Source organism: Amycolatopsis sp. NPDC058986, assembly GCF_042741125.1.
In the GTDB taxonomy this organism is placed as follows: Bacteria; Actinomycetota; Actinomycetes; order Mycobacteriales; family Pseudonocardiaceae; genus Amycolatopsis.
Window position 1 is genome coordinate 1 of sequence record NZ_JBHYJW010000084.1, and the last position, 21,378, is coordinate 21,378.

20 protein-coding genes are annotated in these 21,378 nt (G+C 69.6%); 10 read left to right on the top strand and 10 right to left on the bottom strand.

Features of this window, described 5'->3' with window-relative positions:
• Positions 1-119: 119 nt before the first annotated feature.
• Entirely contained in the window at positions 120-2,753 is a 2,634-nt protein-coding gene (locus tag ACFW0G_RS41440) for a valine--tRNA ligase (RefSeq protein WP_378331025.1), read from the bottom strand.
• 110 nt (positions 2,754-2,863) lie between these two features.
• On the opposite strand from ACFW0G_RS41440, the gene ACFW0G_RS41445 reads away from it, so the two are divergent.
• From ACFW0G_RS41445 to ACFW0G_RS41465, 5 genes are all read left to right on the top strand, one after another.
• A complete protein-coding gene (locus ACFW0G_RS41445; RefSeq protein WP_378331026.1) occupies positions 2,864-3,199 on the top strand; it encodes a hypothetical protein in 336 nt (111 codons plus the stop codon).
• 454 nt (positions 3,200-3,653) lie between these two features.
• Complete coding sequence (locus ACFW0G_RS41450; protein WP_378331027.1) at positions 3,654-4,091, top strand: MarR family winged helix-turn-helix transcriptional regulator; 438 nt, start codon at positions 3,654-3,656, stop codon at positions 4,089-4,091.
• A 74-nt stretch (positions 4,092-4,165) separates the two neighbouring features.
• Positions 4,166-5,494 carry an MFS transporter gene (locus ACFW0G_RS41455; RefSeq protein ID WP_378331054.1) on the top strand — a complete coding sequence of 443 codons (1,329 nt, stop codon included), beginning with the start codon at positions 4,166-4,168 and terminating at the stop codon, positions 5,492-5,494.
• A gap of 44 nt (positions 5,495-5,538) precedes the next feature.
• The gene (locus tag ACFW0G_RS41460) at positions 5,539-7,848 is read left to right on the top strand and encodes an FdhF/YdeP family oxidoreductase (protein ID WP_378331028.1); all 2,310 of its coding nucleotides are present in this window, start codon (positions 5,539-5,541) and stop codon (positions 7,846-7,848) included.
• Positions 7,849-7,971: 123 nt separating this feature from the next.
• Positions 7,972-8,865 carry a hypothetical protein gene (locus tag ACFW0G_RS41465; protein ID WP_378331029.1) on the top strand — a complete coding sequence of 298 codons (894 nt, stop codon included), beginning with the start codon at positions 7,972-7,974 and terminating at the stop codon, positions 8,863-8,865.
• 1 nt (position 8,866) lies between these two features.
• Here the strand turns inward: ACFW0G_RS41465 and ACFW0G_RS41470 are convergent, their stop codons facing one another.
• The 3 genes from ACFW0G_RS41470 to ACFW0G_RS41480 are packed head-to-tail and all read right to left on the bottom strand — an operon-like array spanning position 8,867 to position 11,525.
• The gene (locus ACFW0G_RS41470) at positions 8,867-10,288 is read right to left on the bottom strand and encodes an LCP family protein (protein WP_378331030.1); all 1,422 of its coding nucleotides are present in this window, start codon (positions 10,286-10,288) and stop codon (positions 8,867-8,869) included.
• Positions 10,289-10,344: 56 nt separating this feature from the next.
• Positions 10,345-11,106 (bottom strand): SDR family NAD(P)-dependent oxidoreductase, encoded by a 762-nt coding sequence (locus ACFW0G_RS41475; RefSeq protein ID WP_378331031.1) that lies wholly within the window; start codon positions 11,104-11,106, stop codon positions 10,345-10,347.
• On the bottom strand, positions 11,103-11,525 hold the full coding sequence (locus ACFW0G_RS41480; protein ID WP_378331032.1) for a VOC family protein: 423 nt from the start codon (positions 11,523-11,525) through the stop codon (positions 11,103-11,105). Before ACFW0G_RS41480 ends, ACFW0G_RS41475 begins: the two co-directional genes overlap by 4 nt.
• 65 nt (positions 11,526-11,590) lie before the next feature.
• Between ACFW0G_RS41480 and ACFW0G_RS41485 the strand changes: the two genes are divergently transcribed.
• Positions 11,591-12,262, top strand: coding sequence for a GntR family transcriptional regulator (locus ACFW0G_RS41485; RefSeq protein WP_378331033.1), 672 nt, complete (start codon positions 11,591-11,593; stop codon positions 12,260-12,262).
• Between the two features lie 69 nt (positions 12,263-12,331).
• On the opposite strand, the gene ACFW0G_RS41490 is transcribed toward ACFW0G_RS41485, so the two are convergent.
• The 3 genes from ACFW0G_RS41490 to ACFW0G_RS41500 form a co-directional block, all read right to left on the bottom strand.
• Complete coding sequence (locus tag ACFW0G_RS41490) at positions 12,332-13,570, bottom strand: MFS transporter (protein ID WP_378331034.1); 1,239 nt, start codon at positions 13,568-13,570, stop codon at positions 12,332-12,334.
• A 76-nt stretch (positions 13,571-13,646) separates the two neighbouring features.
• On the bottom strand, positions 13,647-14,189 hold the full coding sequence (locus ACFW0G_RS41495) for an ArsR/SmtB family transcription factor (protein ID WP_378331035.1): 543 nt from the start codon (positions 14,187-14,189) through the stop codon (positions 13,647-13,649).
• A 157-nt stretch (positions 14,190-14,346) separates the two neighbouring features.
• On the bottom strand, positions 14,347-15,717 hold the full coding sequence (locus ACFW0G_RS41500) for an OFA family MFS transporter (protein ID WP_378331036.1): 1,371 nt from the start codon (positions 15,715-15,717) through the stop codon (positions 14,347-14,349).
• A gap of 110 nt (positions 15,718-15,827) precedes the next feature.
• Between ACFW0G_RS41500 and fdhD the strand changes: the two genes are divergently transcribed.
• Positions 15,828-16,652, top strand: coding sequence for a formate dehydrogenase accessory sulfurtransferase FdhD (gene fdhD / locus ACFW0G_RS41505; protein ID WP_378331037.1), 825 nt, complete (start codon positions 15,828-15,830; stop codon positions 16,650-16,652).
• 57 nt (positions 16,653-16,709) lie between these two features.
• Here fdhD and ACFW0G_RS41510 read toward each other — a convergent pair whose 3' ends face one another.
• Positions 16,710-17,156, bottom strand: coding sequence for a nuclear transport factor 2 family protein (locus tag ACFW0G_RS41510; RefSeq protein ID WP_378331038.1), 447 nt, complete (start codon positions 17,154-17,156; stop codon positions 16,710-16,712).
• 166 nt (positions 17,157-17,322) lie between these two features.
• Between ACFW0G_RS41510 and ACFW0G_RS41515 the strand changes: the two genes are divergently transcribed.
• On the top strand, positions 17,323-17,718 hold the full coding sequence (locus ACFW0G_RS41515; protein WP_378331055.1) for an NUDIX domain-containing protein: 396 nt from the start codon (positions 17,323-17,325) through the stop codon (positions 17,716-17,718).
• On the opposite strand, the gene ACFW0G_RS41520 is transcribed toward ACFW0G_RS41515, so the two are convergent.
• The gene (locus tag ACFW0G_RS41520) at positions 17,708-19,150 is read right to left on the bottom strand and encodes a carotenoid oxygenase family protein (protein WP_378331039.1); all 1,443 of its coding nucleotides are present in this window, start codon (positions 19,148-19,150) and stop codon (positions 17,708-17,710) included. The genes ACFW0G_RS41515 and ACFW0G_RS41520 overlap by 11 nt on opposite strands.
• 74 nt (positions 19,151-19,224) lie before the next feature.
• Between ACFW0G_RS41520 and ACFW0G_RS41525 the strand changes: the two genes are divergently transcribed.
• Positions 19,225-19,965, top strand: a complete 741-nt coding sequence (locus ACFW0G_RS41525; RefSeq protein WP_378331040.1) for a TetR/AcrR family transcriptional regulator — start codon at positions 19,225-19,227, stop codon at positions 19,963-19,965.
• Positions 19,966-20,070: 105 nt separating this feature from the next.
• On the top strand, positions 20,071-20,934 hold the full coding sequence (locus ACFW0G_RS41530; RefSeq protein ID WP_378331056.1) for an alpha/beta hydrolase-fold protein: 864 nt from the start codon (positions 20,071-20,073) through the stop codon (positions 20,932-20,934).
• Between the two features lie 18 nt (positions 20,935-20,952).
• On the opposite strand, the gene ACFW0G_RS41535 is transcribed toward ACFW0G_RS41530, so the two are convergent.
• Positions 20,953-21,375, bottom strand: a complete 423-nt coding sequence (locus ACFW0G_RS41535; protein WP_378331041.1) for a hypothetical protein — start codon at positions 21,373-21,375, stop codon at positions 20,953-20,955.
• Positions 21,376-21,378: the final 3 nt, after the last annotated feature.

The window sequence follows — 21,378 nt, forward strand, 5'->3', positions numbered from 1 at the left end:
TACGCAACCCAGCAAACCCCTACGGCACAACCACAACCCACCCCGTCAAGCACCCAGACCAGCACCAACAGGATGAAAAAACCCCATTGGGGCGCATGAGCCCCGCTGGGTCGGGTGGGTCAGGCCGACGGCAGGGCGGCGAGGCGGGCGGTGATGCGGTCGATGTCGGCGACCGCGGTTTCCTTGCGCGCCTTGATCTTCTCGATCACGTGCTCGGGCGCCTTGGCGATGAAAGCCTCGTTGGCGAGCTTGCCCTCGGTCTGCGCGAGTTCCTTCTGCGCGGCGCCGAGGTCCTTCTGCAGCCGCTTGCGCTCGGCCGCGACGTCGACCGTGCCGGACAGGTCCAGCTCGACCGTGACGGTCCCGCCGGTGATCGCGACCTCGAGCGACGCGCTCGCGGAGAACCCGTCCTCCGGCGCGGTGAGCCGGACCAGCGAACGGATCGCGTCCTCGTGCCCGGCGACGTCGCCGAACCCGGCACCCGCGAGCCGCGAGGAGACCTTCTGGCCCGGTTTGAGTCCCTGGTCGGCCCGGAACCGGCGGATCTCGGTGACGAGCTTCTGGACGTCGGCGATGCGCGTGTCGGCCTGCGCGTCGGCGTAGCCGGAGGCTGGCGACGGCCAGGACGCGATCACCAGCGATTCGCCACCGGTCAGCGCCTTCCACAGCTTCTCGGTGATGAACGGGATGAACGGGTGCAGCAGCCGGAGCACGGTGTCGAGCACGTGCCCGAGCACCGCGCGGGTCGCCTCGACCCTGGCGGAATCGCCTTGGTACAGCTGGACCTTCGCCAGTTCCAGGTACCAGTCGCACAGCTCGTTCCAGGTGAACTGATAAAGCGCGCTGGAGACCTTGGCGAACTGGAAGTCCTCGAACAGACCGTCCACTTCGGACACGAGCGCTTCGAGCCTGCCGAGGATCCAGCGGTCGGACTCGGTCAGCTCCGAAGCCGCCGGGAGCGAACCCGCCGCGGTGGCGCCGTTCATCATCGCGAACTTGCTGGCGTTCCACAGCTTCGTGCAGAAGTTGCGGGAGCCGGCCGCCCACTCGTCGGCGAGTGCCATGTCCGCGCCGGGGTTGGCGCCGCGGGCGAGGGTGAAGCGGGTGGCGTCGGCGCCGTAGGCGTCCATCCACTCCAGCGGGTCGATGACGTTGCCGCGCGACTTCGACATCTTCTTGCCCTGCGCGTCGCGGATCAGGCCGTGCAGGTAGACGTGGTCGAACGGCTGGGCGCCGGCCATCTCGTGGACGCCGATCATCATCATCCGCACGACCCAGAAGAACAGGATGTCGTAACCGGTGGACAGCACGCTGGTCGGATAGAACTTCGCCAGGTCCGCGGTCTGCTCCGGCCAGCCCATGGTCGACATCGGCCACAGGCCGGAGGAGAACCAGGTGTCGAGGACGTCCGGGTCCTGCGTCCAGCCCTCGCCGCTCGGCGGCTGCTCGTCGGGCCCGACGCAGACGACCTCGCCGTCGGGGCCGTACCAGACCGGGATCCGGTGGCCCCACCACAGCTGGCGCGAAATCGTCCAGTCGTGCATGTTGTCGACCCAGTCGAAGTAGCGCTTCGCCAGCTCCGGCGGGTGAATCTCGGTGCGGCCGTCGCGCACCGCCTCACCCGCCTTACGGGCCAGCTCCTCGACCTTGACCCACCACTGCAGCGAAAGCCGCGGCTCGACCACGGTGTCGCACCGGGAACAGTGCCCGACGGCGTGCACGTACGGGCGCTTCTCGGCGACGATCCGGCCCGCCTCGCGCAGCGCGGCGACGACCGCGGGCCGCGCCTCGAACCGGTCCAGGCCCTCGAACGGCCCGGCCGCGGTGATCTCGGCGCGCTCGTTCATGATCGTGAGCATCGGCAGGTCGTGGCGGCGGCCGATCTCGAAGTCGTTGGGGTCATGCGCCGGGGTCACCTTGACCGCGCCGGTGCCGAACTCGGGGTCGACGTGCTTGTCGGCCACGATCGGGATGCGGCGGCCGGTGAGCGGCAGCTCGACCTCGGTGCCGACCAGGTGGGCGTAGCGCTCGTCGTCCGGGTGGACGGCGACCGCGGTGTCGCCGAGCATCGTCTCGGCGCGGGTCGTGGCCACGACGATGGCGTCGTCACCGTCGCCGTAGCGGATCGAGACGAGCTCGCCGTCGTCGTCACTGTGGTCGACCTCGATGTCCGACAGCGCCGTCTGGCAACGCGGGCACCAGTTGATGATCCGCTCGGCGCGGTAGATCAGACCGGCCTCGAAGAAGTTCTTGAACACCGTCTGGACGGCCTTGGACAGGTTCTCGTCCATGGTGAACCGCTCGCGGCTCCAGTCGACGCCGTCGCCGAGGCGGCGCATCTGGTCGAGGATCTTGCCGCCGTACTCGGCCTTCCACTCCCACACGCGCTCGACGAACTTCTCACGGCCGAGGTCGTGCCGCGAGAGACCTTCCCCGGCCAGCTGGCGCTCGACGACGTTCTGCGTGGCGATGCCGGCGTGGTCCATGCCCGGCAGCCACAGCACCTCGTAGCCCTGCATGCGGCGGCGACGGCTCATCGCGTCCATCAGGGTGTGGTTGAGGGCGTGGCCCATGTGCAGGCTGCCGGTGACGTTCGGCGGCGGAAGTACGATCGAGAACGGCGGCTTGCCCGACCCGGCGTCGGCGGTGAAGTACCCGGCGGCTACCCAGCCCTCGTACAGGGGGGCTTCTTCGGCGGCCGGGTTCCAGGCACCCGGGAGGTCGGTCTGCTGCTGCGGAGCGTTCTCGGTCACAATGGACCAGTCTACGAACCCGCCGCGGCGGGTTTCACTCGCCTTGCTCACCGGCCGTGACGATCATGAGGTAGGCGCCGGTGAGCGGCGCGTGCGAGAGAGGGGAAGCCGTGGAGGAGCCGGAAGACCGGCGCATCGAGACGCATCCGGACCTGGTCGACCCGGAATGGCGCAAGCACGCCGAACTGGACGCCTGGCTGGGTGCGAAGAAGGAACTCAAGAAGCGCCGCAAGCGGGAACGCCGCGCGCAGGGTTTCGGCGGCTACGGCAGCACCAGCCGGTGGCCGGGGGTCGTCGCGATCACGCTCCTGATCGCGCTGGTGGCGACGACGGTAATCCTGCGCCAGGCCAACGGCCCCGGCGTGAACGACCCCGCGCGCCTGACCGACATCCTGTACGGCGCGGCCGCCGCCCCGGTCCGGCCCGATCTCCCCATCGCGCGCTGACCTCCTCCCCGCCGAGCCGAAAGGCGCCTTCGGTGCGTCCAGTGAGCTGAAGGCGCCCTTCAGCTCACCCAACGCACTGAAAGCGCCCTTCAGCACCCCGCCGCCCCGCCGTACCCCCGTTTCGTCGTCCCCTCCGGCTACCGTGTCGGGTAGGGGGCCTCGGGGTGTCCTGAATCTTCCGTTCATTCCTTCGGCGAGTCCGTGAATGCCACATTCACGGACTCTGAGTCCCTCGATGTGACATTCACGGACCCGCTCGACCCGCGTACGAGCCCCGGTGCGACGAGAGCGTCCCTGAGTGCGCTGGATGCACCGGGGGCGTCCCTCGGCGCGCCCAACGCACTGAAAGCGTCCTTCAGCACAAGGGCGTCCCTCGGTACACCGACCGACCGCGCCCAGCCAGGTACCATCGGTAATACCCACAGGCCAAACTGCACAGGCTAGGCTGTGCACTATGGCTACCGTTCCCGCTCATGTCGCCGAGTCGGCGGGCTGGATCCGCGGCGTCGTCGGGCAGCTGCACCGCAGGCTGCGTCAGGTCGACAACGCCGAGATCCTCACGCCTTCGCAGTCCGCCGTGCTCAACCGGCTCTACCGCGAAGGCCCGGCCACCCAGGGGGAACTGGCCGCGGCGGAGCACGTCCGCCAGCAGTCGATGGCCGCGACGCTCGGCGTCCTCGACGGCCTCGATTACCTGACCCGCACGCCCGATCCCGCCGACGGCAGGCGCACCGTGATCGACCTGTCCGACCTCGGCCGCAAGACCGTCCGCGGTGTCTTCCAGCACCGCGACGAGTGGCTGGCGCAGGCGCTCGCGAACGAGCTGACCGCAGAGGAACTCGAAACCGTCACCCGCGCGCTGCCCCTGCTGCAGCGCGTCGCGCAACTGTGAAGGAGCACGCCACGACCACGCAGAGCGCAGCCGCGAAGACCGCCCGATTCGGCCCGAAACTGGTCACCCCACTGGTGGCCGGGGCGGTGCTCAACCCGATCAACTCGACCCTCATCGCCGTCGCGCTCGTCCCGATCGGACAGGCCTTCGGCGCCGGGCCCGGCCAGACGGCCTGGCTCATCTCCGCGCTCTACCTCGCGACCGCCGTCGGACAGCCGGTGGTCGGTCTCCTCGTGGACCGTTACGGAGCCCGCCGCGTGCTCATCGGCGGCGCGGCCGTGGTCATCGTCGCCGGCGTCGCCGGGATGCTCCCGATCTCGGTCGGCTGGCTGACCGGCGTCCGCGCGCTGCTCGGCGTCGGCACCTGTGCCGGTTTCCCCGCCGCGATGGCGGTCCTGCGCCAACGCGCCGAGGCGTCCGGGCAGGGAGTCCCGGCGCGGGTGCTGTCGGTGCTGGCCATGTCCTCGCAGACGATCATGGTGATCGGCCCGACGCTGGGTGGCGTGCTGATCGCCCTGTTCGGCTGGCCCGCGATCTTCGCGGTCAACATCCCGCTCGCCGGCGCCTCGCTGCTGCTCGCGCTGTTCTGGGTGCCGAAGGACGACCTTCGCGACAAGGGCGAGCAGCGGGCGCCGATCGACGTCACCGGGATCGTGCTGTTCGCCGCGACCCTGCTCGCGCTGCTGTTGTACCTGATGGACCCCGGCGTCGACGACCTCTACCTGCTGGCCGCCGCGGTGGCCGCGGGGGCGATGCTGGTCTTCGTCGAACTCCGTGCCCAGCAGCCGTTTCTGGACCTGCGGATGCTCGCCGCGAACCGCGCCATCCTGCGCACCTACCTGCGGCAGGGCCTGAGCTTCCTGGCCATCTACGCGATCATGTTCGGCTACGCGCAGTGGCTGGAGACCGCGCGGCACCTGAGCGAGGAGGCCGCCGGGGCGATGCTGCTGCCGATGTCGGGGGTCGCGGTCGGCGCGGCCGCGTTCTCCGGGCGCGCCACCGGTGTCCGGGCCCGGCTCGTCATTACCGTCGTCGCGCTGACCGCCGGGTCGGTCCTGCTGCTGTTCGTGGGCGAGCACACCTGGCTCGGGGTGCTGCTGGCGCTGACCGCGATGTTCGGCCTCGCCCAGGGGCTGACCAGCGTGGCCAACCAGAACCGGCTCTACCGCGAGGCACCCGCCGACCAGATGGGCACCGCGAGCGGGCTGTTCCGCTCGGCGCAGTACCTCGGCGCGATCGTGGCGTCGACACTCATCGCCCAGTGCTTCGGCGCGCACGCCGGGGACGAGGGCCTGCACCGGCTGGCGATCGCGCTCGTCGTCGTCAGCGTGATCCTGCTCGCGGTGACCGTCTTCGACCGGGGCCTGCGCGAGCGCGGCCGAACCGGTGACCACCGGGAATAGGACCCCCGGTTTACCGCCGGGCGGTGAAGGCGCACGATGAGCGGGTGACGCGTGAAGCACCGACCGACGACATCGACGAAGCCCGGCTCGAAACCGGCAAGCCCAAGGGATACGCGGCGGGGATACCCGGCGTGGCCGTTTCGCTTGTCCGCGGTGTCGAGCAGATGGGTGCCGGACGGACGGTCCGCACCCTGCGCCTGCTGAACCAGCGCGAGGGCTTCGACTGCCCAGGCTGCGCGTGGCCCGAGCCGCGCGAGGCCGACGGCGAACACCGCAAGCTGGCCGAGTTCTGCGAGAACGGCGCGAAGGCCGTCGCGGAGGAAGCCACGAAGCGGCGCGTCGGGCGGGAGTTCTTCGCGACGCACTCGGTCGAGGAACTGAACACCCGGACCGATTTCTGGCTCGGCCAACAGGGACGGCTCACCGAACCGTTCGTGTTGCGCGAAGGCGCGACGCACTACGAGCCGATCTCCTGGGACGACGCGTTCACGCTCGTCGCGGACAAGCTGCGCGAGCTGCACGACCCGAACGAGGCGGTCTTCTACACCTCCGGCCGCACCAGCAACGAGGCCGCGTTTCTCTATCAGCTGCTAGTGCGGTCCTACGGGACGAACAACCTGCCGGACTGCTCGAACATGTGTCACGAGTCCTCCGGCGCGGCGCTGTCGGCGGCCATCGGCATCGGCAAGGGATCGGTGACGCTGGCCGACGTGCACCACGCGGACCTGATCGTGGTGGTCGGCCAGAACCCGGGCACGAACCACCCGCGGATGCTCTCGGCACTGGAGACGGCGAAGGGGCACGGCGCCAAGGTCATCGCCGTCAACCCGCTGCCCGAGGCCGGGCTGATGCGGTTCAAGAACCCGCAGAACGTCCGGGGCATGATCGGCAAGGGCACCGCGCTCGCCGACGAGTTCGCGCAGATCCGGCTCGGCGGTGACCTCGCGTTGTTCCAGGCGATCGGGCATCTGCTGCTGGCGTGGGAGGAGGAGGCGCCCGGCTCGATCGTCGACCACGCCTTCGTCACGGACACGACCACCGGGTTCGACGACTACGCGAAGCACCTGCGCGAGATCGACTGGGCAGACGTCGAAACCGCGACCGGCCTGGAGCGCGAGCAGATCGAGCGGATCGCCAGGATGATCGCGACGTCCGAGCGCACGATCTACTGCTGGGCGATGGGGCTCACCCAGCACAAGCACGCCGTGCCGACGATCTCCGAGGTCACGAACCTGGCGCTGCTGCGCGGGATGATCGGCAAGCCCGGCGCCGGGCTGTGCCCGGTCCGCGGGCACTCGAACGTCCAGGGCGACCGCACGATGGGTGTCTGGGAGAAGATGCCGGACGCCTTCATGGACGCGCTGGACGCCGAGTTCGGCATCCACGTACCCCGCGAGCACGGCTGGGACGTCGTCGACTCGATCCGCGCGATGCGCGACGGCCGGGGCAAGGTGTTCTTCGCGATGGGCGGCAATTTCGCCGCCGCCACCCCGGATTCGGAGCGGACCGAGCAGGCACTGCGGTCCTGCGCGCTGACCGTCCAGGTGTCGACGAAGCTCAACCGTTCGCACGTGGTGCCCGGCAAGACCGCGCTCATCCTGCCGACACTCGGGCGCACCGAACGGGACGTGCAGGCCGTGGGCGAGCAGTTCGTCACGGTCGAGGACTCGATGTCGCAGGTGCACATGTCGCGCGGCAGGCTGGCGCCGGCGGACAAGGAGCTGCGCTCGGAGGTCGCGATCATCTGCGGTGTCGCGGAGAAACTGCTCGGCACCGGGCACGCGGTGCCGTGGCGGGACTTCGTCGGCGACTACGACCTGATCCGGGACCGGATCAGCCGAGTCGTGCCCGGCTGCGAGGACTACAACAGGCGGGTCCGCGAGCCGGACGGCTTCGTCCTGCCGCATCCGCCGCGCGATTCGCGGCAGTTCACCGGAACGTCCACCGGTAAGGGCAATTTCACCGTGTCGGAGCTGGAATTCCCGCAGGTGCCCGCCGGACGGCTGCTGTTGCAGACCATGCGCAGCCACGACCAGTACAACACCACGATCTACGGTCTGTCCGACCGCTATCGTGGCGTCGAGAACGCGCGCCGCGTGGTCCTGGTCAACCCGGACGACCTCGCCGCGCTCGACGTCGCCGACGGGTCGATGGTCGACCTGGTGTCGGAGTGGAGTGACGGCGACCGTCGCGCGCCGCGCTTCCGCGTGGTGGCCTACCCGACCGCGCGCGGCTGCGCGGCGGCGTACTTCCCCGAGGCGAACGCGTTGGTACCGCTGGATTCCGTGGCCGAGAAGTCGAACACGCCGGTGTCGAAGGCGATCGTGATCCGGCTGGAGCCCGCGCTCGCGTGACCCCTTGGGGCCGCCGATCGGGCGGCCTCGGGGGCATACCTCCGCTTGGCGGTGGTGGCAGGGCCTCACCGGGGTGACGGTGAAAGCGTTCCGCTTTTCCCGGACAAACCGGAAGGCCTTGCCATGTCACGAAGATCGGCCCCGCGCGCGTTCGCCGCCACAGCCGCCGCGCTCCTGTTCGCCGTCCTGCCGGGGCTCGGGCCGACGGCCACCGCCGCCGTCCCTGCCCCGCCGCCGCTCCCGTTCGTCTCCCAGCTCGATCTCTTCTGCCAGGCCACGGACCCCTACACCCCGCCACCGGTTTCGGTGTCGTTCAAGCACCTCAACCCGGTGCTGGCGAACCTGGGCGGGGACACGGTCCGGCTCGGCACCCGCGACCAGCTCTGCGTGCCGGTCGCGAAGAACGGCAACATCCCGCCCGCGGGCATCGTCGACTTCGTACGGTGGGTCGACCTTTCGTGCTACCGGGTCCAGGGCCGGACCGTCGAATTCCCGCTCCGGTTGAGCCAGCTCAACCCCGTGGTCCGGAAACTCGGCGCACGGGACACCGAGGGCGTCATCGGCACGCCGGAGCAGTTGTGTGTCCCCGTCGCGAAGAACGGCAAGATCCCACCGCCGGACGTCCTGCGCTTCGTCCAGCACATCGACCTCGCCTGCTATTCGCTGAAGCCGCAGGATCCCCTGGGGATTCCGTTGACACTGAGCCATCTCAACCCGCTGCTGGCGGGCCTGCCGAAGTTCGACGTCCGGGTGACCGAGGCCCGTGGCCTCTGCGTCCCGGTGCTCAAGAGCGGCGACGAGGTACCCGGCGACGTCCTGAACACCGTGCGCTGGGTGGATCTGGAGAAGTTCGACGTCGTCGGCGGCCCGAACCCCGGCCCCGCCGTGCTGACGCTGAAACTGACGCACCTGAACCCGGTGCTGGCCAAGCTCCCTGTCGAAACCGCGAAGGTCGCCGGACGAGGACAGCTGGCGCTGCCGGTCGCCAAGAACGGCCTTGTGCCACCGGAGAAGTGAGTCAGTCCACGCAGACCACGCCGCCGGAGGTGATCGGCGCGTCGGGGTCGGGCGCGCCCGGCGCTCCACCGCCGCCGTTCACCCCCGGCCCGGAGTAGACCTGCCCGAGCACGACCTCGATGTGCCCCGCCGTGACCGAAGTGGACTGTTCCGTCGCCAAGCCGCCGAGCTGGTTCGCGATGTCCATGGCGCGGTCGGCCAACCCTGCCGGGAACCGCACCACCGACGTCTTCCGCGCCGGCGCGTTACTGGTCTCGCCCGGCTTGAAACCCTTGTCCCGCAACACATCCGCGACACGCCCGGCGAGCCCGGCCTTGCCTCCGGCGTTCGCGACGTCGACGGTCGGGCCGGTGGGCGTCTGCGAGGACGGCGGTGCGCCGCCCGGCTTCGCGATGAGCCCGGCCGCGAAAGCCTTGACCTGTGCGGGATCCACCTGCACCGCGGTCCACGAAGGATGCTGCGGGTTGTAGCGGTAGTCCGGGTTCACCACCGGAACCGTGCCGAACTGGATACCACCGCCGGTGACCCCGCGCATCTGGGCCACGAAGTCGAGCAGGTTCCACCCCTCGTCGAGTACCACCGACCGCTTCACCGCGTCGATGAGGTCGGACAGTTTGGCAGGATTCGCCAGCGTGCCACCGGAAAGCACTTTCTTGGCGAGCGAGGCGAGGAAGACCTGCTGGCGGCGCACGCGGTCCAGGTCGCTGCGCGGCAGGTTTTCCCGCTGCCGCACGAAGGCGAGCGCGTCGGCGCCGGAGATCGTCTGCTCGCCCTTGCGGAAGTTCGCGCCGGAGTTCTCGTCCTTGGTGGCCTTGTTCAGGCAGACGTCGACGCCGCCGATCGCCTTGCTGATCTCGTAGAAGCTCAGCAGGTTGACCTCGGCGAAATGGTCGATCTTGACGCCGGTGAGGTCCTCGACCACCTGCCGCGTCGCCCGGCGGCCCGCGGTCAGCGCGGCCTGGGCGGCCTTCGCCTTGTCGGTTTCCCCGGCCCGCTGCTGCCGCTCGGCCTCGGCGAGTTTCGCGGTCCCGAACGCCGAGTTGATCTTGTCCTTGCCACCCGGCATCGAGACATAGCTGTCACGCGGGATCGAGAACGCGTGGACGTCGTGCGTGCCGTTCGGGATGCGCAGCACGATGAGCGTGTCGGTCAGGTCGTCGCCGTTGGCGCCCGCTCGCAGCTCTCGCAGCATGTCTGCGGACAGCGGGTTGCCCTGCCCGTCGGTCCGCGAGTCCCGGCCGACGAGCAGGATGTCCAGCGAGCCGTCGGCGGGTTGTTCCCCGGGCTTGGCCTCGCCCTCCTCGCCGATGACGTCGCTTCTCGTGACCCCGTCGAGCGATTTGAGCGTCGAGTAGCCATAGGCCGTCCCGGCGAAGACGACCAACGCGAGACCCGCGACCACGGCTTTTGCGGCACTGTGCACGTACCTACAGACGCGCGGCCTCGCCTTTCAGCTGCAAAAGTGGCCCGGATCACAGCTCAGGTTCGCAGGTGGGAGGCGCCGTTCAGGTCGAGAATCGCCCCGGAAGCCCAGGTCGCGGCCGGTGAGGCGAGATAGACGACAGCCGCGGCGATCTCCGCCGGTGTCCCGACTCGGCCGAACGGGCTCTGTCCACGGAGGACATCTCCGGACTCCCCCGTCAGCCGATCCGCGACGCGCTCGGTCGCGGTGAAGCCGGGCGCCACCGAGGTGACCGCGATCCCGTGCGGGGCAAGGGATACGGCGAGCGACTGACCGAACGCGTGCAGCGCCGCCTTGCTCGCGCCGTACGCGGGATGATCGGGCTCGCCGCGGAACGCGCCCCGCGAGCCGATGTTGACGATCCGGCCGGACACGCCGCGGTCGATCATGTGCCGGGCCACGCAATAGGTGACGTTCGCCGCGCCAAGGAGGTTGACGTCGACCATGCGCCGCCAGATCCGCTGCCAGTCCACATAGGACACGTCGGCCACGGCGTGCGCGGTGGCCTCGGAGGTCGCGACGGCGGCATTGTTGACGAGCACGTCGACACCGTCGAGAGCTTCCTCCGCGGTGTCGGCGATACCTTGCGCCACAACGGGATCACCGAGATCGCCCGAGACGAGGACGTGTCCTTCCCCTGGCAGCGAGGCACAGGTTTCCTCGGCATCCTCGACACGGGAGCCGTAGTGGACCGCGATCCGGTGGCCCTGTTCGGCGAACGCCCGCGCGACGGCGCGTCCGATACCGCGTGACGCGCCGGTGACGAGAACGCCGGTCATCGGGCGAACAACTGCGACTCGTCACGGAAAGCCTTGAATTCCAAGGCGTTCCCGGCCGGATCGTGCAGGAACATCGTCCACTGCTCGCCCGGCTCCCGGGCGAACCGCCGGTACGGCTCGATGACGAACCGGGTGTCCGCGTCCTTCAGCCGCCCGGCCAGCACGTGGAACGCGTCGACGTCCAGCACGAGGCCGAAGTGCGGCACCGGCACCTCATGGCCGTCGACGGGGTTGCGCCCGGCCTCGGCCCGCGCACCCGGCACGACGTGTGTGACCACCTGGTGGCCGTGGAAATCCCAGTCCACCCACTGGTCGGCGGACCGGCCCTCGGTTAGGCCAAGCACACCCCCGTAGAACTCACGGGCGCGGCCGAGGTCGTCGACGGGGATGGCGAGATGGAAGGCGGGACGGCTGCTCATGGCACTCCTTCGAGTCGGGATGCCCTCACCTTGACTCGTTCATGTTCGAATGTCAACATTAGGACATGAACGCCACACCGCTGCGGCCCGCGGCTCGTCGCGGGCTCGCCGACGAGGCAGCCGACCGGGTCCGCGAAGCGATCTTCGGCGGCCATTTCCCGCCCGGCTCCCCGCTGCGCGAGGTCGAACTGGCCGCGTCGCTGGGGATCAGCCGCGGATCGGTACGTGAAGGCTTAGCGGTGCTGGAGCGCGAAGGGCTGGTCCGCGGCGGCTGGCATCGCCCGACGACGGTGACCGAGGTGACCGCGGCCGACGTCGAGGAGGTGTACTCGGTCCGCGCCGCGCTGGACCGGCTGGCCGCGCTCACCGCACGGACGAAAGCCACCGCCGAGGATTTCGCCGAGCTGGACGAGCTGGTCGCCGCGATGGCAGGCGAGGCGGGCGCGGACGCCGACGGTCCCCGTCTGCTCGCGCTGGACATCGCCTTCCACGACCGGATCTACGCGGCCGCGGGCAACCGCAGGCTCACCGAGGCGTGGCAGGCCGTGCGCTCGCAGGTGTTCCTGTTCCAGCTCCAGCGGATCTCGCTCGGTCACGCGCACTACCAGAGCCGCGTCGTCGCCGAACATCGCGAACTGGCGGCGCTGTTGCGGGACGGCGACCCGGACGAACTCGCCCGCGTCGCCGAGGAACACGTCGATTCCGCGCGCCGCAACCTGCTCACCGGCCTGAGCTGAAGGGGACTTTCCTCTCGTTAGCCGCACTGAAGGGCGCTTTCCTCGCGTCTTATGCGACGAAAGTCCCCTTCAGCCCACCGGCGTTTCGGCACCGCGGGCGGCGGCGAGCGCGGCCTCGATCTTGCGGTTGCTGGTCATGCTCGCGGTCACGATCGTCATCGTCGCGAGCACGGCCGCACCCGCGATGTAGGGCGCCCGGACCCCGGCGTTGCTCGCCAGCCAACCGCCGAGCAGCGCGCCGACCGGTCCCGCCGAGACCGACACCAGCCGCGACGCCGCTATGACGCGGCCCAGCAGCCGTTCGGGGACGATCGCCTGACGCACCGACGGCCCGAGCACCATGGTGGCCGCCATCCCGCAGCCGCACACCGCGTACGCGACTCCGGCCAGCACAGCATTGGGCGCCAGGCCCATCCCGAGCACCGCCGAGGCCTCGATCGCCGCCGTCGCGGTCAGCGCTCCCCCGGTGCCCAGCAGCCGTTCCAGCGGACCGGCGAGGAACGCGCCGAGCAGTCCGCCGACCGCCTCCGTCGTCAGCAGCACGCCGTATCCGGTGGCATCCAGACGCAGCGCGTCCCTGGCATACAGCACCATCACCGCGGCCGCGGCGGCGAAGGCGAAGTTTCCCACGGCGGGCCGCAGCGCGAGCCCGAGCAGGATCCGATCCCGTACGAGGTAACGCGCCCCTTCCCGCGCGGCTGTCCACAGTGGACGACGCGCCGCCTCGTCCGCCGGTGCGGGCGGGAGTGTCCGGATCAGCACCGCGCTCAGCACGAACGACGTCGCGTCGACGGCGAACGGCACCATCCGGCCCAGCGCGAACAACGCACTGCCCGCTGGCGGACCGACAAAGCTCTCGCCCGTCGTCTGCGCACCACGCAACCAGGCATTCGCACGCCGCAACGAAGGCTGGTCGCGGCCGAGCAGCGTCGGCAGGTACGCCTGGGCCGCGGTGTCGAAGAAGACCTGTCCGAGGCCGAGGAGGAACGCGAGCACCATCAGCGCCGGGATCCCGAGTACGCCGGAAACCCCTGCCACGACGGCGATTCCCAGCAGCACGGCCCGCGCGAGGTCGGCGATCCACATCGTGCGCCTGCGGTCCCAGCGGTCGACCAGCGCCCCGCAGAACAACCCGCACAGCGGCCACGGCAGCATGACCGCGAAGGTCACCAGGCTGACCACCATCGGATCGCCGGAGATCCCGACCGCCAGCAGCGGCGCCGCCGCGAAGAGGACACCATCGCCCACAGTGGACACCGCGGACGCCGCCCACAACCGGCCAAAAGATCTCGGCAGCTTCGCGCTCATGCGATCGACTCGCTTCGCGAGACAGTATCGAATCCCTTTTGGCGCATGACATCTATGATTCGCTCGCAAGCATCGCTCATGTCGCGTCCACCGAACCGGGATCCCGCGGCCGGAAGAACATGACGGCGACGCTCGCGGCGTCCTCCTCGCTGTCCCGTGCTTCGCCGATCTCGTCCAGCAGAGCACGCAATCGTTCGCTGAATTCCTCGAACTTCGCCTCGCTGATGCGGGTGTGCTGCATGCGCACCAACCGGGGCGAGTTCTCCGGCGCCTCGGCGAGATCCGCCAAAGCGTGCCCCATCACGACGTCGGACTGGCCCGGTGCCGGTTCGGGCAGCACGATCCGCCGGGCCGCGTGGGCGTAGTAGCGCTCGACGACCCCGCGGACCTTGTTGGTCCGGACCACCTTGATCAGGCCGGCCCGCTCCAGCGTCCGCACGTGGTGGCTGGAGCTGCCCTTGGCCAGCCCCAGCCGCTCGGCGATCTGCGTGATCGTCGCCGGCCCGTCCCGCAGCACGGCCAGGATCCGGTGCCGCACGAGATTGCTCACGGCACGAAGTTGCTCGGTGGTCTCGACGCGCACGACGTCGGCTTCGGATTCTCCGGACTCCCCAGTCACGAGGATGAATGGTCAAGGGTTCTTGACCATTTGTCAAGCGGTCAGCCGAAGAGCTGGACGACCTTGCGGATCAGCTCGTAGACGCCGTAGGCGAAGGGCAGCACGACCCAGGCCCAGGCGAGCACGATGAGCCAGGCTTTCGGTGGGGTGTGCTCACTCATGCCGCCTCACTCCTCGCCTCGATGGCATCCGCCGCAGCGGGCTCGTGGAACTTCGGATTGACCGGCCGGACCAGCTCGTTGGCGACGAAGCCCACCACGAGCAGGCCGATCATGATGAAGAACGACAACGTGTAGAGCGCGGGCCCGGACTTCCCCGCCGACTTCTCGCCGTCCGCGATCGCGTTGACGATCAGCGGGCCCAGCACGCCCGCCATCGACCACGCGGTGAGCAGCCTGCCGTGGATCGCGCCGACCTGGTAGGTGCCGAAGAGGTCCTTCAGGTACGCCGGGATGGTCGAGAAACCGCCGCCGTAGAAGGACAGGATCACCATCGCGCACAGCACGAACAGCAGCTTGGAGGTGTTCGTCGTCAGCGCGATGACGAGGTACAGCAGCGCGCCGAGGCCGAGGTAGAGCCGGTAGATGTTCTTGCGCCCCACCAGGTCCGAAGTGGACGACCAGACGAACCGGCCGAGCATGTTCGTCAGTGAGAGCAACGCCACGAACCCGGCGGCCGCCGCCGCGCCGACCGGCGTCGAGGTCGCCTTGAAGAAGTCGGTGATCATCGGTGCGGCCTTCTCGAGGATGCCGATGCCCGCGGTGACGTTGAAGCACAGGATCACCCACAGGAGCCAGAACTGCGGGGTCTTGATCGCGTTGGCCGCGGACACGTTCGCGGTGGTGATCATCGCGGTGCCGTGATCGGTCTTCGGCTCCCAGCCCTTCGGCCGCCAGTCGTCGGCGGGCACCCGGACGAGCAGCACCCCGAACGCCATGAACACCGCGTAGACCAGGCCGTGCACCAGGAATGCCGTCGCCACCACGCCGACGGACCAGGACGCGGGATTCGTGCCGAGCATCGAGGACGACCACGGCGAGGCGATGAGCGCGCCGCCACCGAAGCCCATGATCGCGATGCCGGTGGCCATCCCCGGCCGGTCCGGGAACCACTTGATCAGCGTCGAGACCGGGGAGATGTAGCCGATGCCGAGCCCGACGCCGCCGATCCCGCCGTAGCCGAGCACCACCAGCCAGTACTGCTTCGTGGCCACGCCGAGCGCCGCGAGCAGGAACCCCGAGCTAAAGCAGGAGGCGGAGACGAACATCGCCCAGCGCGGCCCGTTGCGCTCGACCAGTGTGCCGCCGAACGCGGCGGACAGCCCGAGCATGACGATGCCCAGCTGGAACGGCAGGGCGCTCTGCGTGCCGGTGAGCCCGAGGGTCTTCTCCAGCGGGGGTTTGAACACGCTCCACGCGTAGGCCTGGCCGATCGAAAGGTGGACCGACAGCGCCGCGGGCGGGACCAGCCAGCGGGTCCAACCGGACGGTGCGACGATGCGGGAGCGGCCCAAGAAGCCAAGGCCCATCGGATGCCTCCGTACTCTGGGGTGGTGCAGGGAATGTATTACCCGAATCGGCGTGTTGCACCCTCAGCGGGCCGAAAGGTTCGGCAAGTCGGGCGAAAGGTATGGACCGGATGGGCAGGGTGACGGTACGCAGGCCGGTGCGGCGGCTGACCGCGACCGGGCTGCGGCAGCGGCCGGACACGCTGGCGGCGGAGGAACCGCTGGAACTGCGTGTCGGCGGCAAGGCGCTCGCCGTGACCATGCGCACACCCGGCAACGACGTCGAGCTCGCCCACGGCTTCCTGCTGTCGGAGGGCGTGCTCGGCTCCCGTGAGGACATCGCCACCGCCCGCTACTGCGACGGCGTCGACGATCAGGGCCGCAACACCTACAACGTGCTCGACCTGGCGCTGGCCCCCGGGGTCCCGGCACCCGAGACGGGCGTGGAACGCAACTTCTACACGACGTCCTCCTGCGGTGTCTGCGGCAAGGCGGCCCTCGACGCCGTCAAGCTGCGGAGCCGCTTCTCCCCCGCCACCGCCCCCCTCGCCGTCAAGAGCGACGTCCTCGCCACTCTTCCGGATGCCTTGCGCGCCAAGCAAAAGGTCTTCTCCAGCACCGGCGGGCTGCACGCGGCCGCCCTGTTCACCGCCGACGGCACGCTGGTGGCCGTCCGCGAGGACGTCGGCAGGCACAACGCCGTCGACAAGGTGCTGGGCTGGGCCCTGCTCGAAGACCGGATCCCGGCGGGCGACCTCGGCCTGCTGGTGTCCGGCCGGGCCTCGTTCGAACTCGTGCAGAAGGCGGCGATGGCCGGTGTCGGCCTGCTGGCCGCGGTGTCGGCGCCCTCCTCGCTGGCGGTGGAACTGGCCGAGGAGAACGGCATCACGCTGGTCGGATTCCTGCGCGGGGAAAGCATGAACCTGTACACCGGCGACCACCGCGTCCTCGTCTGACGAGACACGGCCCCGGAGAAGTCCACAGAGGACAGACGCGCGGAAAGCCCGCGGCGGCTACCGAGGACCCTTCGGATCGAAGGCTTGCGCCACGGCGAGGCTGTCCTCGTAGACGTGATGCCGGGTGACCAGGCCGTCTTCGACGGTGAGGTGCAGGGCGAACCGTGCGCGGTAGGCGCGTCCGGTGGACCGGGCGGTCTGGCGGATCTCGCCGAGCACGACCGCCTCGTCCCCGTCGACGAGGATGCGCTCGACCTCGGTGGCCACGGCCTCCGGCACGTGGTTTTCGGCGAGTTCGCGGTAGTGCGCGGCGGCGTCGGCGCGGGTCGAACGGTGGCGGATCCACGGGGTCGCCGCCCGGCCGTGTTCGTGGTCCGGCCAGTCCAGTTTCCAATCGCCGTGCTCGGCGTACAGTTCCGCGATGCGCTCGGGGTCGCCTTCGCCGATCCGGCGCAGCAGTTCGTCCACCACGGCACGCGTGGTCGTGGGCACGGACACGGTCATCCTCGGTTCCTCCAGTCCGGAAGCTCGCACCTCCCGACACGAGGCGCGCAGCGCGAAGAGCACCATGATCACCGGCACCGGCGATCCCCGGCAATTACCTCCGGGGTAAAGCCCGCGGCTACGCTCGGCGAGGAACGGAATCCCTTCCCCAGAGGACATCGTGAAGATCATCGACAAGATCGCGTGGCTCCGCCTCGACGACGGCAAGATCCTCAGCACGCGCTCGCGAGGCAAGGACGTCTACTACTTTCCCGGCGGCAAACGGGAACCCGGCGAGTCCGATCTGGACACTCTCGTCCGGGAGATCGACGAGGAGCTGGCGGTCACCATCGACCGCGCCACCGCACGCCACGTGGGCACCTTCGAGGCCCAGGCACACGGTCACGACACCGGGATCACGGTCCGGATGACCTGCTACACCGCCGAATACGACGGCGTCCTCGTGCCCAGCAGCGAAATCGAGGAGATCGTCTGGTTCACCTACGCCGACCGCGACCGCGTGTCCCCGGTCGACCAGGTGATCTTCGACCACCTCAGCGCGGCCGGGCTGCTCACTCGGTAGGCGCCCAGTTGCCGTGGAAGCCGTGCGGCACGCGGTCCGGCAGGTGGATCGCGCCGACGGTTTCCAGGGTCGCCGCGTCGAGCAGCGTCAGGTCACTGCGCTGCGTCGCCGCGTCGAACACGAAGCCCATCAGCACCCCGTCGTCCTCCGCGGCGCCGGCCGAGGCGGGCACGAACACGAACTCCCCCGGCTGCCGCCCGCGCCCGAAAGACCGCACGGCGGAAGAACCCGCCTCGAAATCGTGCTTGTACAGCGCGTCCGACGGCGTCGCGCCGTCCTCAGCGGCCACCGAGTAGCCGTAGCGGTGGCGGCGGCCCACGAGGCGTTCGTCGACGCGCGGGAATTCCTGGCCGCGGTCGTCGAGCCGCTCTTCGAGGACCTTGCCCGCGGTCAGGTCCACGGTCCAGCGGTCCAGGGTCGGCGCGCCCTCGCCAGGGCCGTGCAGCTGGCTGTCGAACATCTTCGGATGCCGCACGACGTCCAGGACGATGCCGTCGCCCTCGTCGTAGGCGTTGAGCGGGTGGAAGACGTAGCACGGCTCGACCTCGAACCAGCGAACGTCGGCGTTGCCGCCTTCGCGCGGCATGACCCCGATCCTCGCGGGGTATCGCGGGTTCCAGCGGTACGGCAGATCGCCGTTCGACGCGATCTTCCCGGCGGCGCGCGCCGAGATCGGGTCCGGGATCCGCACACGCCCGAGCATTGCCGAGACGACCAGCTTCGCCGGCGTACGCAGGATCGGCGGCACCGTCAGGTTGACCGCGGCCTCGGCGTTGAACGTCACCGGCAGGTCGTAGAAGACGACATGGTTTTCGGTCAGGGAGAAGTCGTGCATCATCGGTGAGCCGGTCACCTCGATGTCGACCGTGCGGCGCGCGTGTCCGTGCACGTCGATCACCGAGTACTGCACGCGGTTGCCGTTCCCGAAGAAGTACGAGACGGCGTGGAGCTCGCCGGTTTCCGGATCGCGCTTCGGGTGCGCCGTGTAGCCGCCGGGCAGGGTGCCGTCGAAATCGCACTGGCCCACGGTGTCCAGCTCGTCGGTCAGCTCATAAGCGGCGACGCCCGCCTCGATCAGCGCGAGGGTCTTGCCTGCGTGGCTGATCACGTTCGTGTTGGCGCCGATCGCGCTGAACCCGCACTCCGGTCCCGGTGTCCGCCTGCCGTCGAGGAGTTCGGCGACATACGGATTGCGGACCCACCGGTTGCGGTACCACTCGGCCCGCCCGTCCCGCAGCCGGACGCCGTGCACCATGCCGTCGCCCATGAACCAGTGGTAGGTGGCCGGGTCCACCTCCGAGAGCGGGTTCGGCCCGTTGCGCAGGTAACGGCCGTCCAGATACTCGGGGATCCGCCCGGTCACCTCGAGTTCGGTGATCGTGTGCTCCTGGCTGACCGGAGCGAAGTTGCCTTCGAGGAACTGGTTGCCCATGACGATCCTTCTTCCCGCACGCCCATAACCCTGTTATGCCCCAGGTATAACAGGGTTATGGGATACTGGCAAGCATGAGCGACAAGCCCCGCGCCGCTGAGACCAAGGCCCGGCTGATCGACGCGGCCATCCGGCTGCTGTCCGACGGCGGCCCCGAAGCGCTCCAGGCCCGCAAGCTCGCCGCCGAAGTGGGCGCGTCGACGATGGCCGTCTACACCCACTTCGGCGGGATGGGCGCGCTGGTCGACGCGGTCGCCAGGGAGGGCTTCCTCCGGCTGTCGGCGCATATGGCGCGGGTCGCCGAGACCGACGACCCGGTGGCGGACCTGTTCAGGCTCGCCCTCGCCTACCGGCGCGCCGCGGCCGAGAACCCCCAGCTGTTCGCGGTCACCTTCGGCCAGTCCGCTCCCAGCGGGCAACGGGCCCAGCTCACCGACCTGACCAGCGAAGCGGGCCGGTCCGAACCCCATGAGGGCATCGAGGCCTTCGGCTACCTCCTGCGCGGCGCCGAGCGCGCCATCGAAGCCGGCCGCTTCAAGGCAACCGATCCGCTCGCCGCCGCGTTTCAGTTGTGGAGCGCATTACACGGTTTCGTCACTTTGGAGACATCGGGTCACTTCGGCACCACGGACCACGGGGTTGATCACGTTCTGTTACCGCTCAGCGTCACGCTGGCAGTGGGTCTCGGGGACAGCCCCGAGGCGGCGAAGGCCTCGAGTGAGGTGGCTATCACCGGATGGCGGGAAGCCATCGGAAACGTCGGTGGGTCGTGCGACGATGTCCAGGTCAAGGGGCAATCGGAGGGACAGGGCTAGGTGAAGGAAGACGACGGTGCCCGGCAGGGCACCGCCGGGGACGGCGAGCACGCGACGGCTCGCCGGGTTCGTGGTGCCCGCACCTGGCTCAGCCGCCGCTCGGTACTGATCGCGGGAGCTTCGGGACTCGCTGTAACCGGCCTCGCGGCGGGCACGGCCACCGGCCAGATGCCGTTCGGCAACGCGCTGCAGCGCGCGATCGGCGTCGCGTCGTCCAACCCCGCGACCCAGCTCGGCGCCCCTCGGGTGGAGCGGGTCTATTCCCACGCGCGTGGCCGCGAGGTCGACCTGGTGCTCATGCTGCCGACCAAGGTGCACCAGCCCGGCCTGCCGATGTCGCTCCTGTTGCACGGCCTGCACGGCAACGCCCGTAGCGCGGCCCCGACCGGCCTGCTCAAGCAGCTCAGCAGCGAGGTCGCCCGCAAGGCGGTGCCCGCGTACGGCTTCGTCGCCGTCGACGGCGGTGACAACTACTGGCACGAGGTGCGCCGCGGCGACGACCCGATGGCGATGCTGCTCGAAGAGGTCCCGCAGTGGCTGAAGGCCCGTGGCCTCGCCGGCCGGGACGGGTTGCCGTTCGCCTGCACCGGCCTGTCGATGGGCGGGTTCGGCGCGCTGCTCTACACGCGGCGCCGGGTGGAACGCCGCCAGCCGCCCGCCGCGGTCGCGGCACTGGCGCCCGCGTTGATGACGTCGTGGACCGAGATGAACAAGCGGCACGCGTTCCGGGACGCGGCCGACTGGGGTTCGATGGATCCGCTGCGCTTCGTCAACCAGATCAAGAGCGTGCCCGCCGGGATCTGGTGCGGTACCGAGGATTCCTTCATCACCGGCGTCCGCCGCTACATCGCCGAGTCCCAGCCGATGGTCGCCTACACCGCGCGAGGCAAGCACGGCGACTCGTTCAACCGCACCGTGGTGCCGAGCGTGGTGGGCTTCCTCGGGAAGCACGTGCCGCGGACGGCGTGACGCGCGGCGGTCAGCAGGTCAGGAGACCCAGCGCGCGATCACGGACATCAGCCAGAACCCGAGGGCCGTGGCCACCACGAAGAACAGCGACCAGGTGAGCAACGGGCCGCGGCTGTCCCGCACGTCCCGGATGCGCCACAGCGTGTAGCCCGAAACCGCGAACAACGGGAGCGGGAGCAGCGGCAGCGGCGACAGCCGGGTGACGACGGCGACCAGGCAGGTGCCGGTGAACACGACGAGCATGCCCAGCAGTGCCTTGTGCAGCCACGGGAACCGCCGGTACATCGAGAAGACCACGCGCTCGCTGAGCTCGCGGATACCGCCCACCTCACCGTCGGACTCGACGGCTCTGGCGGGTTCGGCGGCCTGGTTCTCCCCGCCGGGTGCGGTCAGCGGCACGGTGTCTTCCTGGGCTGTGTCATCCCGAAAGAGGGCGGTCATCCT

Coding starts and splice junctions, on each gene's coding strand:
- ACFW0G_RS41450 (WP_378331027.1), top strand. CDS start 3,654: ATGGCTACCGTTCCCGCTCATGTCGCCGAGTCGGCGGGCTGGATCCGC.
- ACFW0G_RS41465 (WP_378331029.1), top strand. CDS start 7,972: ATGTCACGAAGATCGGCCCCGCGCGCGTTCGCCGCCACAGCCGCCGCG.
- ACFW0G_RS41475 (WP_378331031.1), bottom strand. CDS start 11,106: ATGACCGGCGTTCTCGTCACCGGCGCGTCACGCGGTATCGGACGCGCC.
- ACFW0G_RS41480 (WP_378331032.1), bottom strand. CDS start 11,525: ATGAGCAGCCGTCCCGCCTTCCATCTCGCCATCCCCGTCGACGACCTC.
- ACFW0G_RS41485 (WP_378331033.1), top strand. CDS start 11,591: ATGAACGCCACACCGCTGCGGCCCGCGGCTCGTCGCGGGCTCGCCGAC.
- ACFW0G_RS41490 (WP_378331034.1), bottom strand. CDS start 13,570: ATGAGCGCGAAGCTGCCGAGATCTTTTGGCCGGTTGTGGGCGGCGTCC.
- ACFW0G_RS41500 (WP_378331036.1), bottom strand. CDS start 15,717: ATGGGCCTTGGCTTCTTGGGCCGCTCCCGCATCGTCGCACCGTCCGGT.
- fdhD (WP_378331037.1), top strand. CDS start 15,828: ATGGGCAGGGTGACGGTACGCAGGCCGGTGCGGCGGCTGACCGCGACC.
- ACFW0G_RS41510 (WP_378331038.1), bottom strand. CDS start 17,156: ATGACCGTGTCCGTGCCCACGACCACGCGTGCCGTGGTGGACGAACTG.
- ACFW0G_RS41520 (WP_378331039.1), bottom strand. CDS start 19,150: ATGGGCAACCAGTTCCTCGAAGGCAACTTCGCTCCGGTCAGCCAGGAG.
- ACFW0G_RS41525 (WP_378331040.1), top strand. CDS start 19,225: ATGAGCGACAAGCCCCGCGCCGCTGAGACCAAGGCCCGGCTGATCGAC.
- ACFW0G_RS41535 (WP_378331041.1), bottom strand. CDS start 21,375: ATGACCGCCCTCTTTCGGGATGACACAGCCCAGGAAGACACCGTGCCG.